General features: G+C 74.7%; 18 protein-coding genes. 15 read left to right on the forward strand and 3 right to left on the reverse strand.

Features of this window, described 5'->3' with window-relative positions:
• The first annotated feature begins 33 nt into the window (after positions 1–33).
• From ACI79X_RS15470 to ACI79X_RS15525, 12 genes are all read left to right on the forward strand, one after another.
• Positions 34–792, forward strand: a complete 759-nt coding sequence (locus ACI79X_RS15470; protein ID WP_457026301.1) for an ABC transporter ATP-binding protein — start codon at positions 34–36, stop codon at positions 790–792.
• The gene (locus ACI79X_RS15475) at positions 779–1,489 is read left to right on the forward strand and encodes an ABC transporter ATP-binding protein (protein WP_457026302.1); all 711 of its coding nucleotides are present in this window, start codon (positions 779–781) and stop codon (positions 1,487–1,489) included. Before ACI79X_RS15470 ends, ACI79X_RS15475 begins: the two co-directional genes overlap by 14 nt.
• A gap of 1 nt (position 1,490) precedes the next feature.
• A complete protein-coding gene (locus tag ACI79X_RS15480; RefSeq protein WP_457026303.1) occupies positions 1,491–2,372 on the forward strand; it encodes a branched-chain amino acid ABC transporter permease in 882 nt (293 codons plus the stop codon).
• Entirely contained in the window at positions 2,372–3,478 is a 1,107-nt protein-coding gene (locus ACI79X_RS15485; protein WP_457026304.1) for a branched-chain amino acid ABC transporter permease, read from the forward strand. Before ACI79X_RS15480 ends, ACI79X_RS15485 begins: the two co-directional genes overlap by 1 nt.
• Complete coding sequence (locus tag ACI79X_RS15490) at positions 3,475–4,737, forward strand: ABC transporter substrate-binding protein (RefSeq protein ID WP_457026305.1); 1,263 nt, start codon at positions 3,475–3,477, stop codon at positions 4,735–4,737. The genes ACI79X_RS15485 and ACI79X_RS15490 overlap by 4 nt, the downstream gene beginning before the upstream one ends.
• A gap of 148 nt (positions 4,738–4,885) precedes the next feature.
• The gene (locus tag ACI79X_RS15495; RefSeq protein ID WP_457026306.1) at positions 4,886–5,563 is read left to right on the forward strand and encodes a GntR family transcriptional regulator; all 678 of its coding nucleotides are present in this window, start codon (positions 4,886–4,888) and stop codon (positions 5,561–5,563) included.
• Between the two features lie 67 nt (positions 5,564–5,630).
• Positions 5,631–6,284 (forward strand): GntR family transcriptional regulator, encoded by a 654-nt coding sequence (locus ACI79X_RS15500; RefSeq protein ID WP_457026307.1) that lies wholly within the window; start codon positions 5,631–5,633, stop codon positions 6,282–6,284.
• Positions 6,281–6,997, forward strand: a complete 717-nt coding sequence (locus ACI79X_RS15505; protein WP_457026308.1) for a 4-carboxy-4-hydroxy-2-oxoadipate aldolase/oxaloacetate decarboxylase — start codon at positions 6,281–6,283, stop codon at positions 6,995–6,997. The genes ACI79X_RS15500 and ACI79X_RS15505 overlap by 4 nt, the downstream gene beginning before the upstream one ends.
• Complete coding sequence (locus tag ACI79X_RS15510; protein ID WP_457026309.1) at positions 6,994–8,076, forward strand: 4-oxalomesaconate tautomerase; 1,083 nt, start codon at positions 6,994–6,996, stop codon at positions 8,074–8,076. The genes ACI79X_RS15505 and ACI79X_RS15510 overlap by 4 nt, the downstream gene beginning before the upstream one ends.
• 85 nt (positions 8,077–8,161) lie before the next feature.
• A complete protein-coding gene (locus ACI79X_RS15515; protein WP_457026310.1) occupies positions 8,162–9,118 on the forward strand; it encodes a VOC family protein in 957 nt (318 codons plus the stop codon).
• A complete protein-coding gene (locus ACI79X_RS15520) occupies positions 9,115–9,900 on the forward strand; it encodes a DUF1932 domain-containing protein (protein ID WP_457026311.1) in 786 nt (261 codons plus the stop codon). Before ACI79X_RS15515 ends, ACI79X_RS15520 begins: the two co-directional genes overlap by 4 nt.
• Positions 9,897–10,928 (forward strand): amidohydrolase family protein, encoded by a 1,032-nt coding sequence (locus tag ACI79X_RS15525; RefSeq protein ID WP_457026312.1) that lies wholly within the window; start codon positions 9,897–9,899, stop codon positions 10,926–10,928. The genes ACI79X_RS15520 and ACI79X_RS15525 overlap by 4 nt, the downstream gene beginning before the upstream one ends.
• A gap of 31 nt (positions 10,929–10,959) precedes the next feature.
• On the opposite strand, the gene ACI79X_RS15530 is transcribed toward ACI79X_RS15525, so the two are convergent.
• Complete coding sequence (locus tag ACI79X_RS15530; RefSeq protein WP_457026313.1) at positions 10,960–11,589, reverse strand: putative quinol monooxygenase; 630 nt, start codon at positions 11,587–11,589, stop codon at positions 10,960–10,962.
• 245 nt (positions 11,590–11,834) lie between these two features.
• Between ACI79X_RS15530 and purU the strand changes: the two genes are divergently transcribed.
• Complete coding sequence (gene purU, locus ACI79X_RS15535) at positions 11,835–12,707, forward strand: formyltetrahydrofolate deformylase (RefSeq protein WP_457026314.1); 873 nt, start codon at positions 11,835–11,837, stop codon at positions 12,705–12,707.
• A gap of 23 nt (positions 12,708–12,730) precedes the next feature.
• Here purU and ACI79X_RS15540 read toward each other — a convergent pair whose 3' ends face one another.
• Positions 12,731–13,936, reverse strand: coding sequence for a cytochrome P450 (locus ACI79X_RS15540; RefSeq protein ID WP_457026315.1), 1,206 nt, complete (start codon positions 13,934–13,936; stop codon positions 12,731–12,733).
• A 40-nt stretch (positions 13,937–13,976) separates the two neighbouring features.
• Complete coding sequence (locus tag ACI79X_RS15545; protein ID WP_457026316.1) at positions 13,977–14,954, reverse strand: PDR/VanB family oxidoreductase; 978 nt, start codon at positions 14,952–14,954, stop codon at positions 13,977–13,979.
• 66 nt (positions 14,955–15,020) lie between these two features.
• On the opposite strand from ACI79X_RS15545, the gene ACI79X_RS15550 reads away from it, so the two are divergent.
• Both ACI79X_RS15550 and ACI79X_RS15555 read left to right on the forward strand, forming a co-directional pair.
• A complete protein-coding gene (locus ACI79X_RS15550; protein WP_457026317.1) occupies positions 15,021–15,779 on the forward strand; it encodes an IclR family transcriptional regulator in 759 nt (252 codons plus the stop codon).
• 201 nt (positions 15,780–15,980) lie between these two features.
• Positions 15,981–16,679: hypothetical protein (locus tag ACI79X_RS15555; protein ID WP_457026318.1), on the forward strand; the 699-nt coding region annotated here is incomplete at its 3' end.

Consider the following 16,679-nt stretch of genomic DNA (forward strand, 5'->3'; position numbering starts at 1 on the left):
GCGGGTATGGCGGGTGGGCTGACGCTGCAGGACGTGAGCCTGCAGTTCGGCGGTGTCAAGGTGCTGCAGGACGTGGGCTTCGCCGTCGAGCCGGGCCAGATCCTCGGGCTCGTCGGACCCAACGGCGCGGGCAAGACGTCGCTGTTCAACTGCATCAGCGGGCACTACCGGCCGACGTCGGGCAGGGTGCTGATCGACGGCGCGGAGGTGCAGGGCGCGCGCCCGGCGACGCTGGCCAAGCACGGTCTGGCCCGCACGTTCCAGCACCCCGCGCTGCAGCTGCGGGCCTCGGTGCTGGAGAACGTGCTGCTGGGCGCGCACACGCGGCTGCCGGGTGGGGCGCTGGAGTGGGCGGTCCGCACCCCGCGCACCCGGCGGGCCGAGCGGGAACTGCGCGAGGAGGCGCTGGCGCTCCTCGAGCGCAACGGCCTCGGCTGGGCTGCGCACCTGCCGGCCGACGAGCTGTCGCACGGCCTGCACAAGGGCGTGGAGCTGTGCCGGGCGCTGCTCATGAAGCCGAGCCTGCTGCTCCTCGACGAGCCGGCCGCCGGGCTCTCGCACGGCGAGGTCGAGCAGCTCATCACCACGGTCCGGCGGCTGCGCACCGACGACGACATCACCGTCGTGGTCGTCGAGCACCACATGGGCCTCATCGCCGCGCTCACCGACCGCGTCGTCGTCCTCGACCACGGCGCGAAGCTCATGGAGGGCACCGCCGCCGAGGCGCAGTCCGACCCCCGCGTGATCGAGGCCTACATCGGGAAGGACGCCGCCGCCGATGACGCTGCTTGAGCTCGAGGGGGTCACCGCGTCCTACGGCCCCGTGCAGGTGCTGGAGGACGTGACGCTGGCCGTCCCCGACGGCGGGGCCGTGGGCATCCTCGGCGCCAACGGCGCCGGCAAGACGACCACGCTGCGCGCCATCAGCGGCACCGTGCGGACCGGCGGGCGGATCGTCTTCGACGGCCGCGACATCCGCGGCCTGCGGCCCGACCAGGTGGCCGCCCTCGGCATCGCGCACGTGCCGGAGGGCCGCGGCACGCTCGGCGACCTGACCGTCCGGGAGAACCTGCGGGTGGGCGCCTACCTCCGCAAGGACGCGAAGGGCGTCGAGCGCGACATCGACTACTGCCTCGACCTGTTCCCGAACCTGCAGGACCGGATCCGGTCCAACGCCTCGGCCCTGTCCGGCGGCGAGCAGCAGATGCTGGCCGTCGGCCGGGCGATCATGTCCAAGCCGCGGCTGATGCTGCTCGACGAGGCGTCCCTGGGTCTCGCGCCCAGCACCGCGAAGACCGTCTACGACGCGATCCGGCGCCTGCGGGTGGAGTCCGGCATCGCGATGCTCGTGGTCGAGCAGAACGCCAACCTCGCCTTCACCCTCGTCGACACCGCCGCGGTGCTCGAGACCGGCAGGACCGTGCTCACGGGCACGTCCGCCGAGCTCAAGGGCATGGACGAGATCCGTCGCGCCTACCTGGGAGGCTGACATGGAGAAGTTCGTCCAGCTCGTCGTCGACGGCCTGTCGACCGGCTCGGTCTACGCCGCGCTCGCCCTGGCCATCGTGCTCGTCCACTCCGCGACCGGCCTGATCAACTTCGCGCAGGGCGGCCTGGCCGTCCTGGCCGCCTACGTGGCCTGGGTGCTCACCAACCAGGGGCTCCCGGTGGTCCTCGCGATCATCGCGTCGATCCTGGTCTCGTTCGTGCTGGGCGCGGTGGTGGAGCGCTACCTCGTCCGGCGCTTCGAACGCGGGGACCCCGACACCGCCGTGGTCGTCACGATCGGCCTGCTGACCCTGATCACCGGCGTCGCCGGCTGGATCTGGGGCTACAACAACCAGCAGTTCCCCTCGCTGTTCCCCCTCGACACGGTGTCGGTCCTGGGCGTCTCGGTCAGCGTCCGCTCGCTCGGGACCACCGCGGTGATCGTCGTGGCGATGGTGCTGCTGCAGGTGCTCTTCGTCCGCACGAAGATCGGCCTCGCGCTGCGGGCGGTCGCGATCAACCCGCAGTCGGCGGCGTTCAGCGGACTCCCGGTCGGCCGGCTGCTCATGATCGGCTGGGGGCTGGCGGCCGCGCTCGGCGCCGTCGCCGGCGCCCTCGTGGCACCCCAGCTCACCCTGACCCCGGGCATGCTCGACAACGCCCTGGTCTACGCGCTGGCCGCCGTCATCCTGGGCGGTCTCACCAGCCCGGTCGGCGTCGTCGTCGCGGCGTGGATCATCGGGGTCCTCGAGAACCTGGCCGCGGTCTACGTCGGCTTCATCGGCTTCGACCTCAAGGTCGCCGTGCCCTTCATCCTCATCTTCGTCGTCCTCCTCGTCCGACCCCAGGGCCTGTTCGGCCGGAAGACCGTGGTGCGTGTGTGATGGCCCGAGTCCTGGACACCCCGACCCCCTCCTCGCCGCGCCCGCCGGCGCGGTCCCTCCGGCAGACGCCGTGGGTGCGCTGGGGAGCCCCGCTGCTGCTCGTCGCCGCGCTCGCCGTGCTGCCCCTGGTGGGCACGGAGTCGTTCAACGACACCCTCGCGCGCATCGGCGTCTTCGCCGTGGCCGTGCTCGGGCTCAACGTCGTCATGGGCTACACCGGGCAGGTCTCGCTCGGGCAGATCTTCTTCCTCGGCCTCGGTGCCTACGTCACCGCCTACGGCGTCTCGCAGGGCTGGAACGTCGTCCTGGTCTTCGTGCTCGCCTGCCTGCTCCCGGCGGCGGCCGGCCTGCTCGTGGCCCTGGCCGCCGCCCGCCTGGGCGGCCTCGCCATCGCGATGGTCACGATCGCCCTGCCCATCGTCGGCGTGCCCCTGGCCAAGCGGCTCAGCGAGTTCACCGGCGGCTCGCAGGGCCTGTCCGCACGCTTCACCGACGCGCCCGAGGGCAGCGGCCTCTACGACGACCAGTTCCAGCTGTACCTGGTGCTCGGCATCGGCGGCGTGGTGTTCCTGCTGACCGCCCTCCTCGTGCGCGGCAAGTACGGCCGGGCGTTCGCCATCGTCAAGGACAACGAGAACGTGGCGTCGTCCATGGGGATCTCGCCGTACCGGTACAAGGTGCTGGCCTTCACGATCGCGTCGCTCATCGGCGGGGTCAGCGGCTTCCTCTACATGGTCGTCGTCCAGTACACGTCGCCGGAGACCATGAGCTTCGGGCACTCGATCGAGCTGCTCGTCGCGATGGTCATCGGCGGTGCGGGCAGCATCGTCGGGTCGCTGCTCGGCGGCGTCTTCTACGTCGTCGTCCCGGACCTCACCAACGCCGTCGACGCCAGCCTCACGGCACTCCTGCAGGGCGCGCTCCTGCTGTTCGTGCTGTTCGTGCTCCCCGGCGGTCTCGTGTCGCTGCCCCGTGCGCTCGCACGCCGGCTGCGGCGCTCTCCCGCCGGCCGCGGCCCCGCCGCGCCACCGACCCCTCCGTCGTCGACCTCCGGGTCGGCCACCGCGGCGGAGCGACCCCAGACAGAGAGGCAAGGGCACGCATGAACGGACACGTCCGGTCGCGGAGGGCGCTCGGCATCGCCGCGGCGTCGGCGCTCGCGGTCACGCTCAGCGCCTGTGGCGGTGCCACCGACGCCGGTCGCGGTGGCGACACCGCCGAGGGGGCGCCCAGCCCGGGCATCACCGACGACACGGTGACGCTCGGCATCACCACCCCGCTCAGCGGCGCCACCGCGGGACCGGGCACCTGCACGGTCGCCGGCATCACCGCCTACTTCGGCATGCGCAACGCCGAGGGCGGGATCGAGTTCGGTGACGGGCAGACCCGCACGGTCGAGATCGAGGCGCTCGACGACACCTACGACCCGCAGCAGGCGGCGGCGAACTACGACCAGCTCAAGGACGAGGTCTTCGCGATGACCGCGGGGCTGGGCACGCCGACCAACCGGGCCTGGCGGGAGGCCGCGATCGCCGACGAGGTGCCGCAGGCGCTGATCATGACCGGTGACCCGATCTTCAGCGACACCGAGCAGAGCCCCTGGCAGCTCGGCTTCGTGCCGATCTACCAGAACGAGGGCGAGGCGTTCGGCGAGCTGCTGGCCTCCTCCGGGCAGCAGCACCGGGTCGCGATCCTGTCCCAGAACGACGACTTCGGCGAGGGCTACGTCGAGGGCTTCAAGTCCGCCGTCGAGGGCGCGGACAACATCGAGATCGTCCAGGAGCTCACCTACGAGGCGACCGACACGTCGGTCGACGCGCAGATCACCGAGCTGGCCAACAGCGACGCCGACGTCTTCTTCAACGCCATGTCGGTGACCCCGCTGGTCATCTCCTCCCTGCAGAAGGCCCAGCAGCTGGGGTGGACGCCGAGCTGGTTCCTGCCGTCGAACACCTCCAGCCCCACGGCGATCCTGGAGCCCGGCGGTGGCGGTGCCTTCCCCGGCATCTACTCGGTGTCCTTCGCCAAGGCGCCGGCCAGCCCGGCCTTCGCCGAGGACGAGGACGTGCAGACCTACCTGGCCGCCCTCCCGCAGTACGGCAACTACCCGGAGCCGCCGGCGTTCCCGCACTGCCAGTGGAGCTGGATGGTCGGCGCCACCCTGGAGCAGGCCTTCACGCAGATGGAGGAGCCGACCCGCGACAGCTTCATGGAGGCGCTGCGCTCGATCGAGGGCTACCAGGCGCCGCTGATGCTGCCGGGCACGTCGGTGAGCACCGGCGAGGCCGGCCAGCCGGCGGTGTCGAGCGTCGTCGTGCAGAAGTACAACGGCCGGGGCTACGACACCGTCGAGTCCTTCGGCTGAGCCGGGCGTGAGCGGCGGGGGCGGTCCGGGGCGACCCGGGCCGCCCCCGCGCGCGTCCGGGGGCCGGCGGCACCCCTCCGGGGGATCCGGGCGCCCCGGGCCCGGGCGCCGCTCGACCGGCCGCGGCAGCGCTGCCTACGGTGGCCGGGTGCCCCAGGGGAGTGGTGAGGGAGCCCGCCTGCTGACCGGCGTGCAGGCCCGGCGCACCGCCGAGCGGCGGCTGCGCGAGGAGATCACCCGCGGGGTCGTCGTCCCCGGTCAGCGGCTGGTCGAGCCGGAGCTCGGGGAGCGCTACGGCGTCACCCGCAACAGCGCCCGGCTGGCCCTGGACGCGCTGATCGCCGAGGGCCTGGTGGAGCGCATCCCCAACCGCGGGGCGCGGGTCCGGGTGATGTCCGGCGCCGAGACGGTCGCCGTCCTGGAGTGCCGTCAGGTCCTCGACGGGCTGCTCGCGGCGAAGGCCGCCGAGCACGCCACCGACGCCCAGGTGGAGCGGCTGCGCGCGACGCTCGAGCGGCTGAGGCGGGCCGTCGCCGACCACGAGCTGCTCGAGTGCTGGGAACTGGTCCAGGAGCACCACCGGCTGGTCGCGGAGGCCGCCCGCCAGCCCCTCGCCTCCTCGCTCGTCGCCCGCCTGCAGGGGCGCGTGGCGCGCTCGCAGTTCCAGCTCCTGCTGCGCCCCGGGCGGGCGCAGCAGGCGCTCGCGGAGCTGGCGGACGTCGTCGACGCCGTCGCCGGCGCCCAGCCGGAGGACGCCGACCGGGCCGCGCGGGCGCACGTGCAGAGCGGCATCGACGCCCTCGCCGCGGAGCCCGCGGAGGGGTAGCCGGGCGTCGCACCGGATCGCTCACAGGATCGTTGGCAATCCTGCGGCCGTGGGCTACCGTGCCGCCATGGTGTCCGGCGCACAGGAGACGGCCGAGCGCGCCCTGCGCCTCGCCATCTCGCGCGGTGACATGCCCCCCGGCTACCGGCTGGTGGAGGCCGAGCTCGTGTCGCGCACCGGCGTCAGCCGCGGCGCCGTCCGGCTGGCCATCGACGCGCTCGTCGCCGAGGGGCTGGTCGAGCGGATCCCCAACCGCGGGGCGCGCGTGCGGGTGGTGAGCACCGAGGAGGCCGTCGCGATCACCGAGGTCCGGCTGCCCCTGGAGGCCCTGCTCGCGCGCAAGGCCGCCGAGCGGGTCACCGACGCGGAGGCCGAGCGGCTGCGCGCCCACCTCGCGACGATGACCGACGCCGTCGACTCCGGTGACGTGCGGAAGTACTCCGAGCTGATCCAGCAGCTCTACGGCATGGTCGGCGAGGTCGCCCGGCACCCGATCGCCGCCGACCTGGTCGGCCGCCTGCAGGCCCAGCTCGTCCGTCACCAGTTCCGCCTGTCGCTGCGCCCCGGCCGGCCCCGCGTCAGCCTCGCCGGCTTCACCGAGCTCGTGGACGCCGTCACCGCGCGCGACCCGGCACGCGCCGAGGCCGCGGCGGCCACCCACCTGCGCGGGGTGATCGCGGCGCTCTCCGAACCGACCCCCGACCCGGGAGGACCCGCATGAGGACCGTCGTCGTCACCGACCCGCCGCGCGCCGACGTCGCCGACGCCGAGACGCTGGGCGGCCACGGGGTCGCCACCGTGCACGAGGCGCTGGGGCGGGTCGGCTACCTCGGCCCCCAGTTCCGCCCGGCGTGGGCCGGAGCGCGCATCGGCGGCACCGCGGTCACGGTGCTGTGCTGGCCCGGGGACAACCTGATGATCCACGTCGCCGTCGAGCAGTGCCGGCCCGGCGACGTGCTCGTCGTCGCCACCACCTCGCCGTCCAGCGACGGGCTGTTCGGCGAGCTGTTCGCCACCGCGCTCGCGCACCGCGGGGTCCGCGGGGTCGTGCTCGGCAGCGGGGTGCGCGACGTCGCCGAGCTGCGCGAGATGGGCTTCCCCGCCTGGTCGACGGCGGTCAGCGCGCAGGGGTCGGTGAAGGCCACCCCCGGCGCGGTCAACGTGCCGGTCGTCCTGGGCGGCCAGCGGATCTGCCCCGGCGACGTGGTGGTCGCCGACGACGACGGCGTGATGGTGGTGCCGCGCGCCGACGTGCCGCGCGCGCTCACCGCCTCCCGGGCGCGCACCGAGAAGGAGGCGGCCACCCGCGAGGCCTTCCTCCGGGGCGAGCTCGGACTCGACCGCTACGGCCTGCGGGACAAGCTGCCCGCCTTCGGCATCGAGTACGTGAGCTCCGCCGACGAGCACGCCCGGGAGGAGGCGGGGGAGCGGTGAGCTACGACGACACCGGCGTCCGCACCACGATGATGCGGTCCGGCACCTCCCGCGGCCTCTACCTCGAGGCCCGCGACCTGCCCGCCGACGCGGCGCAGCGCGACGACCTGCTGCTGCGGCTCATGGGCACCCCCGACCCCCGGCAGATCGACGGCCTCGGCGGGGCGACCACCCTGACCAGCAAGGTCGCCGTCGTGTCGCCGTCGGAGGACCCGGAGGTCGACGTCGACTACCTCTTCCTGCAGCTCGGCGTCGACGAGGCCACCGTCAGCGACCGGCAGAACTGCGGCAACATCCTGGCCGGCGTCGGGCCGTTCGCCGTCGAGCGCGGGCTGGTGCCCGCCCCGGGCGAGGAGACCAGCGTGCGGATCCGGATGGTCAACTCCGGCAGCGTCGCCGTCGCCACCTTCCCGACGCCCGGCGGGCGGGTCGAGTACCGGGGCGACGTCGAGATCGCCGGCGTGCCCGGGCGGGCCGCCGGGATCGTCCTCGACTTCGCCGACACGGAGGGCTCGGCCACCGGCGCGCTGCTGCCGACCGGGCAGGTCCGCGACACCGTCGAGGGCATCGAGGTCACCTGCGTCGACAACGGCATGCCGGTGGTCCTGGCGCTGGCGTCGTCGTTCGGGCTGACCGGGTACGAGACGCACGGGGAGCTCGCGGCCGACGCCGCGCTGCTCGCCCGGGTGGACGCCTTCCGCCGCGAGGCCGCCGACCTCATGGGCATGGGCGACGTGTCGCAGGCGTCGGTGCCCAAGACGGTGCTGCTCGCCCCGCCGCGCGACGGCGGTCAGGTGAGCACCCGCTCGTTCATCCCCGTGCAGCCGCACACCTCGATCGGCGTCCTCGGCGCGGTCAGCGTCGTCACCGGGATGCTGCTGCCGGGCGCCGTGGGACACGAGCTCACCGCGGACTGGCCGGCGGGGACCTCGCAGGTCGACGTCGAGCACCCGACCGGGCACCTGCTCGTCGACGTCGTCGTCGACACCGCCGCCTCGCCGCCCCGGGTGGTCCGCTCCGGCGTCGTCCGCACCGCCCGGAAGCTCTTCGACGGCACCGCCTACCCCCGCGCCTGCTGAAGGACCCTCCTGCCCCCCACCGCTCGCACGCTCGCGGCGGGCCCGTGCAGGAGGGCCGCCGACCACCCCGAGACGGAGACCCGCCGTGCCGCCCCTCCACGACATCGCCCACCTCGCCCACGTCGAGGTCCTCACCGACCGGCCCGAGGAGTGCCTGGACTTCTACGTCCGCTACCTCGGCATGACCGAGAACGGGTCGTCCGGCGACTCGGTGTTCCTCCGCGCCTGGGACGACTACGAGAACACCACCATCAAGCTGACCGCCGCCCCGCGGCCCGGCGTCGGCCGGACCAACTTCCGGGCGGCCACCCCCGAGGCGCTGCAGCGGCGGGTGGCCGCGATCGAGGCGACCGGCCTGGGTCGCGGCTGGGAGGACGGCGACCCCGGCTACGGCCCGGTCTACGTGTTCACCGACCCCGACGGCCACGAGATGGGCGTCTACCACGAGACCGAGTGGTACCGCCCCGAGGGCGACCTGGTGCCGGCGCTGAAGAACCAGGCGCAGGCCTACCCGGGCCGCGGCGTCAGCGTCCGCCGCATCGACCACATCAACTACCTCGGCGTCGACCCGGTGGCCAACCGCGACTTCGCCCGCGACGTCCTCGGCGGCATGGTCACCGAGCAGATCGTGCTCGACGACGGCGTCGCCGGCAGTTGGCTGACGTTCACGAACAAGGGCTACGACGCCGTCTGGACGCGGGACAACACCGGCACCGCCGGCCGGCTGCACCACCTGTCGTTCGCCGTGGACAGCCGCGACGACGTCATCCGCGCCGCGGACCTGGCGCTCGAGCACGGCGTGCACATCGAGACCGGCCCGCACAAGCACACCATCCAGCAGAGCTTCTTCCTCTACGTCTGGGACCCGGCGGGCAACCGGATCGAGCTGGACAACCCGGGCGCCCGTCTGGTGTTCGCGCCCGACTGGAAGACCATCGACTGGAACGCCGAGGAGCGGGCCAGGGGCCAGGCGTGGGGGCTGCAGACGATCAGCACCTTCCACACGCACGGCACCCCGCCGGTCGAGGTCCCCGGCCGGTGAGCGTCGCGGTGGCGGTCCTGGGCCTCGGCGAGGCCGGGTCGGAGATCGCGCGGGACCTCGTGGCGGCCGGTGCCGACGTGCGCGGCTACGACCCGAAGGGCCTCGCCGTCGACGGCGTCGCGCCGCGGGACAGCGAGGCCGGGGCGGTGGCCGACGCCGACCTGGTGCTCAGCGTGAACAGCTCGCACGACGCGATGACGGCGCTGGGGAACGCGCTGCCGGCCCTGCGCGCCGGGACGCTGTGGGCCGACCTCAACACCGCGAGCCCGGGCGTCAAGGTCGCCCTGGCGGAGCGGGCCGCCCCGGCCGGTGTCGACGTCGTCGACGTGGCGCTCATGTCCCCGGTCCCCGGCAAGGGGCTGCGCACCCCGATGCTGGTGTCCGGCGGGCAGGCCGCGCGGTACGTCGAGCTGGTCACCGGGCTGGGCGCCGACGCGGAGGTCCAGGAGGGCCCGGTCGGCACCGCGATCTCGCGCAAGCTGCTGCGCAGCGTCTTCTACAAGGGCCTGGCCGCCGCCGTCACCGAGGCCCTCCGGGGCGCGGAGGCGGCCGGCTGCGAGGACTGGCTGCGCGGCAACATCGCCGCCGAGCTCGCGGGCTTCGACGAGCGCACGCTCGACCGGCTGGTCGAGGGCACCCGCGTGCACGCCCGGCGGCGGGCCGACGAGATGGCGGCCGCCACCGAGCAGCTGGAGGAGCTGGGGGTGCCGGCGCGCGTCGCCCCGGCCGCCCGCGACCTGCTGGTGGAGCTGCGCGACGCCGCGCCGGAGGGGACCGCGTGATCATCGACTGCCACGGTCACTACACGACCGCCCCGGCCGCGCACACCGCCTGGCGCGAGCAGCAGGTGGCCGCCTGGGAGGCCGGGACGACGCCGCCGCCCTACCCGTCCATCAGCGACGACGAGATCCGCGAGACGATCGAGTCCAGCCAGCTGCGGCTGATGGACGAGCGCGGCATCGACGTCACGCTGTTCTCCCCGCGCGCCTCGGCGATGGCGCCGCACGTCGGCGACGCGGCGGTGAGCCTGGAGTGGTCCCGCCGCAGCAACGACCTCGTGCACCGCGTGGCGACCCTCTACCCGGGCCGGTTCGTGCCGGTCGCCCAGCTGCCGCAGTCGCCCGGGGCCGATCTCACCGCCTCGGTCGCCGAGCTGCGCCGCTGCGTGGAGGAGCTCGGGTTCGTCGGCTGCAACCTCAACCCCGACCCCAGCGGCGGGTCCTGGTCCTCGCCGCCCCTGACCGACCGCTCCTGGTACCCGTTCTACGAGGCGATGGTCGAGCTCGACGTGCCGGCGATGGTGCACGTCTCGGCGTCGGCGACGCCGGTGTTCCACGCGACGGGGGCGTACTACATCAACGCCGACACGACGGCGTTCATGCAGCTGGTGCAGGGCGACCTGTTCGGTGACCTGCCGGAGCTGCGGCTGGTCGTCCCGCACGGCGGGGGAGCGGTGCCCTACCACTGGGGCCGCTACCGGGGCCTCGCGGACATGCTGGGGCAGCCGCCGGTGGAGACCACCGTCATGGGCAACGTCTTCTTCGACACCTGCGTCTACCACCAGCCGGGGATCGACCTGCTGCTCGACGTCGTCGACACCCGCAACGTGCTGTTCGGCTCGGAGATGGTCGGCGCGGTCCGCGGCATCGACCCCCGCACCGGCCACCACTTCGACGACACCCGGCGCTACGTCGAGGCCGCCCACGCGCGGGGCGCGCTCTCCGACGAGGCCCGGGAGGCGGTCTTCGAGGGCAACGTGCGGCGGGTCTACCCGCGGCTCGGGGCGGCCCTCGCGTCCGCCGGGCGCTGACCCGGGGTCCGCGGGGCCTCCCCGGGAGACCTCAGGTCGTCTCGGGGACCCGCAGGTGGGCGACGGCGACGTCGAACTCCGCGGAGTCGAGCACCTCGAGGCCCATCGCCGGGGCGGAGGACCCGCGGAACTCCCGCGCGCCCTCGGCGGCTGCCTCGGCGTGCTCCCGGCTGCCGTAGGACACCGCGGCCACGGTGAGCCCCTCGTCCCGGCGCACCAGCACGCTCACGCTGCAGAAGCCGGGCAGGTCGTCGAGCTTGGGCATCAGCGACAGCCGGACGGCGTCCACGGCGCGGTCGACGGCGTCCGGCGGCGTCCGGAGCCAGGTGACGCGGGCGCGGGCGCCGTCCCCGGCGTCCAGGACGCGGTGCATGGCCGCGACCTCCCACTCCTGCACGTCCGGCGTCCCGCCCAGCAGCGCGGCGGTGCGCTCGGCGAAGGGGCGGACCTCCTCGCGGCTGTCCTCCAGGGCCGCCTGGTCGCGCCACGACGTCGTCACGATGCAGCGGCCGCCCGCCGGGTCGGCCAGCACCGACAGGCCCAGGCAGCCGGGCATCCGCTGCACCGCCGGCAGCACCTCGTCGCGGGCGTGCGCGACCGCCGCCGCGACCGACGCGGGGGTCCCGTCGACCTGGGTGGACCGGGCTCGGATCTCGGCCACGCGGCCTCCCGTCGGGCGCTGTCCGTCGCGGTCGGGCCGGCGGGGTCCCGGGCGGGCGCCGGCCGGCCCAGCGTGCCCGCCCCGGCCGGGCCCGGGCAACCGCGTCAATCGTCGCGCCCGGGGTGCGGTCTTCCGCCGAGGGAGAGACGTCATCTGTGGCGTGCGGCACACCGGCGCCCGGCCATAGGTTCGCCGCACGGCCGGCCGGCGACCGGCCGGCGCCCACCACTCGCGGAGGAGGTCCGATGACCCGGCCCGTCGACGCCCAGCACGGCGTCCTGGTGCTGTCCTGCGAGGACGCGCCCGGCATCGTGCACGCGGTGTCCGGCCTGCTCCTGCAGGAGCGGTGCACGATCCTGGAGAGCCACCAGTTCGACAGCCCGACCAGCGGCATGTTCTACATGCGGGTCGAGTTCGCCCACGTCGACGGCTCGCCGCTGGACATCGACTCGCTGCGCGCCGCCTTCGAGGAGACCGCGCAGCGGTTCGCGATGGACTGGCGGATGGTCGACTCCGCGCAGCGGCCGCGCGTGCTCATCCTGGTCAGCAAGTACGCGCACTGCCTCAACGACCTGCTGTTCCGCAACTCGATCGGCGAGCTCGACCTCGACGTCGTCGCCGTCGTCTCCAACCACCCCGACCTCGCCGGCACCGCCGAGTTCTACGGCGTCCCCTTCCGGCACGTCCCGGTCACCCCGGAGACCAAGCCCGAGGCCGAGGCCGCTCTGCTGGAGATGGTGCGCGCGGAGCGGATCGACCTCGTCGTGCTGGCCCGCTACATGCAGATCCTGTCCGACGGGCTGTGCAAGGAGCTCGAGGGCCGGGCGATCAACATCCACCACTCGATGCTGCCGAGCTTCAAGGGCGCGCGGCCCTACCACCAGGCGCACGCGCGCGGGGTCAAGTTCATCGGGGCGACGGCGCACTACGTCACCGCCGACCTCGACGAGGGCCCGATCATCGAGCAGGAGATGCTGCGGGTCGACCACGCGCTGACCCCGGAGGAGCTCGCCGCCCGCGGCCGCGAGGCCGAGACCCGGGCGCTCGCGCACGCGGTGCGCTGGCACACGGAGAACCGGGTGCTGATCCGGGGGAACCGGACCGTCGTCTTCGAGTGAGCCGGTCCGGCGCCCCCGCCGGGTCAGGCGGGGGTCATCCGGACGGGGAGGCTCTCCCACGCGCGCAGCGTGTTGTTGTGGTGCCGGACGGGCCGGCCGGCGGGCTCGATCGCGCGCACCCGCCGGGCCAGGGCGGTGAGCAGCGCCTCGGCCTCCAGCCGCGCGACGTGCTGGCCGACGCACTGGTGGATGCCCATGCCGAAGCCGACGTGCCCGGAGGGGTCGCGGGAGAGGTCGAAGGCGTCGGGGTCGGCCCAGCGGCGCGGGTCGCGGTTGGCCGCGGCCAGGAACACGAGGATCTTGCCGCCCTCCGGGACGACGACGTCGCCGACCCGCACGTCGGTCGTGGCGGTGCGGAAGAACGTCTGCACCGGGGACTCCCAGCGCACCGCCTCGTCGAAGGCCACCCGCGCCAGCGACGGCTCGGCCCGCAGCCGCGCCCACTGCGCGGGGTGGGTGGCGAAGGCGTGCACGATCGCCGACAGCGCGTGCACCGTGGTGTCCACCCCGGCGGTCAGCAGCGAGCGCACCACCAGCGGCGCCTGCTCCGGGGTGATCTCGCCGCGGTCGCTCGCCGCCCAGATGTCGGCGCCGAAGCCGCCCGGGGCGAGCACCTCGCGCCGGCACCGCGCGGCGATCCACGCCGAGAGCTCGGCCACCCGCGGTGCGCCCTTCGCGACCAGGTCGTTGGCCGGGCCGAAGGCGTTGAAGGCGTGGTCGCCGTAGGGCAGCAGGTGCTCCCGGCCCCCGTCGGGGATGCCGACGGCGTCGGGGAAGACGCGCAGCGGGAACACCTCGGTGAGCGCCGGGACGGCGTCGAACTCGGTGCCGGCGGCGAGCACCTCGTCGACGAGGACCTCGGCGTCGGCCCGCCAGTGCTCGTGCAGCCGGCGCAGGGCGCGGGGCCCGAGGACCTTCTGCAGCACGCGGCGGGGCGCGTCGTGCCGGGGCGGGTCGGCCTCCAGCAGCAGGCTCGGGGGCCGCCACGGCTCCTCGTAGCGGAAGTTGGACAGGCCGACCCCGGCGGCGGACTGGAAGCCCTGCCAGTCGGTCAGCGCCGCGTGCACCTCGGCGTAGCGGGCCATGGCGTGGACGTCGTAGCGGGACAGGTGCACGACGGGGCCCGCCTCGCGCAGCGCGGCGTGCATCGGCAGCGGGTCCTCGAGCACCTCGTGCGCGAACGGGTCGACGTCGCTGGTGGGGACGGTCGGCGGGGCGGTGGCGGTCACGGCGGACTCCGGTCAGAGGTCGGTGCTCAGAGGTCGGTGCTCAGAGGTCGAGGACGAGGCGCTCGTCGCGGGAGCGGGAGACGCAGACGTACATGCAGTCGTTCGCGGCGCGCTCGTCGTCGTCGAGCAGGGCGTCGCGGTGGTCGGGCCGCCCGGCCAGCACCGTCGTCTCGCAGGTGCCGCAGACGCCGCGGCGGCAGGAGGACAGCACCTCGACGCCGGCCCGGCCGAGGGCGTCGAGCACGGTGCTGCCGGGGTCGACGACGACCGTGGCCCCGGTGCGGGCGAGCTCCACCTCGAACGGCGCGGTGCGCGCCGGCGCGCCGCCGTCCACGGCCACGAACCGCTCGGTGCGCAGGGTGTACGGCGGCCAGTCCGCGCACGCCCGCTCCATCGCCGCGAGCAGGGGCGCCGGGCCGCAGGCGTAGACGCGCACGCCGGGCCGCGGCCGCCCGAGGAAGCCGGTCAGGTCGAGCAGCCCGGTCTCGTCCTGCGGCCGGACCAGCACGCGGTCGCCGAAGGCGGCCAGCTCGTCGAGGAACGCCATCGAGCGCCGCTGCCGCCCGCCGTAGAGCAGCCGCCAGTCGGCGCCGAGGGACTCGGCCTGGCGCACCATGGGCAGCAGCGGGGTGATGCCGATCCCGCCGGCGACGAACAGGTAGCGCTCCGACGGGACGAGCGGGAAGTTGTTGCGCGGCCCGCCGACGCCGACCAGGTCGCCCACCGCCAGCTCCCGGTGCACGTACGCCGACCCGCCGCGGCTGCCCGGCTCGAGCAGCACGCCGACGCGGTAGGTGGCCGGGTCGAAGCGGTCCCCGCACAGCGAGTACTGCCGGGTCAGGCCGCCGGGCAGGACCAGGTCGACGTGCGCCCCGGGCGTCCAGTCCCGCAGCCGCCCGCCCGAGGGGGACGCCAGGTCGAGGGTCACGACGCCGTCGGCCCGCACCTGCTTGTCGACGACGCGCAGGGTGGCGACGTCGGCGGAGTCGGGGGCGGACTGGCGGACGGAGGCGGTCACACGGGCAGGGTGACCGGGCCTGCTGTGACGTGGACAACGTCCTCTCAATGGACGAGAGTCCTGCCCGTGCCTCGGGTCCCGACGGGTGAGTCGTCGCTGGACCGCGCCGTGCGGGTGCTGGAGGCGTTCACGACGGACCGGCCGGAGCTGGGCGTCACCGAGGTGGCCCGCCGCGCCGGGCTGCACGTGGCGACGGCGTCGCGCATCGTCGCCCGGCTCGCCGACCACGGCCTGCTCGAGCGCACGTCCGACCGGCGGGTGCGCGTCGGCGTGCGGATGTGGGAGCTGGCCGCGCGCGCCTCACCGACCCGGTCCCTGCGGGACGCGGCGATGCCCTACCTCGAGGACCTGCACGCGGTCGTCGGTCACCACGCGCAGCTCGCCGTCCGGGACGGCGAGGACGTGCTCTTCGTCGAGCGGCTCTCGGCCCGGGACGCGGTGGTGAACTTCTCGCGCATCGCCGGGCGGCTGCCGGTGCACGTCTCGTCCTCGGGCGTGGTGCTGCTCGCGCACGCCCCGGCCGAGGTGCAGGAGCGCGTGCTCGGGCGGCCGCTCGAGCGCCTCACGCCCGCCACGGTCTGCTCCCCGGCGCAGCTGCGCGCGCTGCTCGCCCAGGTGCGCCGGCAGGGGTGGGCGCTGCTCGCGGGCTTCGTGCACGCCGACGCCACGGGGGTCGCCGTCCCGGTGCGGAACGGGCTGGGGGAGGTGGTGGCGGCACTGTCGGTCATCGTCCCGAACGACGACCGGGCGGCCTCCACCGTGCCGGTGCTGCTGGCCGCCGCCCGCGGCATCGGCCGGTCCCTGTCGGGCGCCGCCCGGCCCTGACCGCCGCCTGCACCCGGCGCACCGAAGCAGCCGCGGCATGAGAGGCGCATGAGAACTCCCCCACGACCTCCCGCCGCGTCGGGGGCGGCCCGGAGCGCCCCCACGCGGCGGTGCACGGCAGGAGGACGGGCGACGGCGGGCCGGTTCTCATCCGGTGTCCCTACGGTGACGCCGCCCCACCCCCGACCGACCGGAGGGCGCATGCCCCACGCCGAGGACGCCGTGCCCTCACCGCGAGCCGTCCGCGCGGGCGTCCTCGTGGTCGCCGGTGCAGTGCTCGCGCAGACCGTCGTCCACCTGGTCAACACCGCGACGGGGAGGACGCTCCGGTGGGACGTCAACAGCGAGTACACGGTCTTCTCCGTGCTGCACGCGCTGGTCATCGCGGCCGCCGCGGCCGGCGCTGTCGCGGTGCTCCGGGCGGGGCTGCTGCCGCGCCGGGCGGGCCTCTTCCTCGCAGCCGCGCTCACGGTGTTCGCCCTCGACGACCTGCTGGTCCTGCACGAGCGCGCCACCGCGCTGGCGCTGCGCCTCGCCGGCGTCTCCCCCGACTGGGACAGCGTCGTCTGGCCGCTGCTGTACCTGCCGGTGACCGGCGCCGTGTTCCTGCTCGTCGCCGGCCTCGCGCGCCGGGCGGCGCGCCCGGACCGGCGCCTGCTCGTCGCCGGGCTCGTCCTGCTCGTCGTGGCCGTCGTCGTCGAGATGGCCACCGCGGCCTGGTCGACCGCGGCGACGGCGGCGGGCCTGGGGCACGGCCTCGCCGGGGCCGTCGAGGAGGCCTGCGAGCTCGGCGGCTGGGGGCTGCTCGCCGTCGGCTCGGTCAGCTGCGCGCGCCGGGAGCGCAGGGGCGGACCCGTTCGTCGTCGACCTGCGGTCGTCTCCCGGCCCGGGAGACGACCG

This window comes from Geodermatophilus sp. SYSU D01119, from assembly GCF_054049975.1.

Coding starts and splice junctions, on each gene's coding strand:
- ACI79X_RS15475 (WP_457026302.1), top strand. CDS start 779: ATGACGCTGCTTGAGCTCGAGGGGGTCACCGCGTCCTACGGCCCCGTG.
- ACI79X_RS15480 (WP_457026303.1), top strand. CDS start 1,491: ATGGAGAAGTTCGTCCAGCTCGTCGTCGACGGCCTGTCGACCGGCTCG.
- ACI79X_RS15485 (WP_457026304.1), top strand. CDS start 2,372: ATGGCCCGAGTCCTGGACACCCCGACCCCCTCCTCGCCGCGCCCGCCG.
- ACI79X_RS15490 (WP_457026305.1), top strand. CDS start 3,475: ATGAACGGACACGTCCGGTCGCGGAGGGCGCTCGGCATCGCCGCGGCG.
- ACI79X_RS15500 (WP_457026307.1), top strand. CDS start 5,631: ATGGTGTCCGGCGCACAGGAGACGGCCGAGCGCGCCCTGCGCCTCGCC.
- ACI79X_RS15505 (WP_457026308.1), top strand. CDS start 6,281: ATGAGGACCGTCGTCGTCACCGACCCGCCGCGCGCCGACGTCGCCGAC.
- purU (WP_457026314.1), top strand. CDS start 11,835: ATGACCCGGCCCGTCGACGCCCAGCACGGCGTCCTGGTGCTGTCCTGC.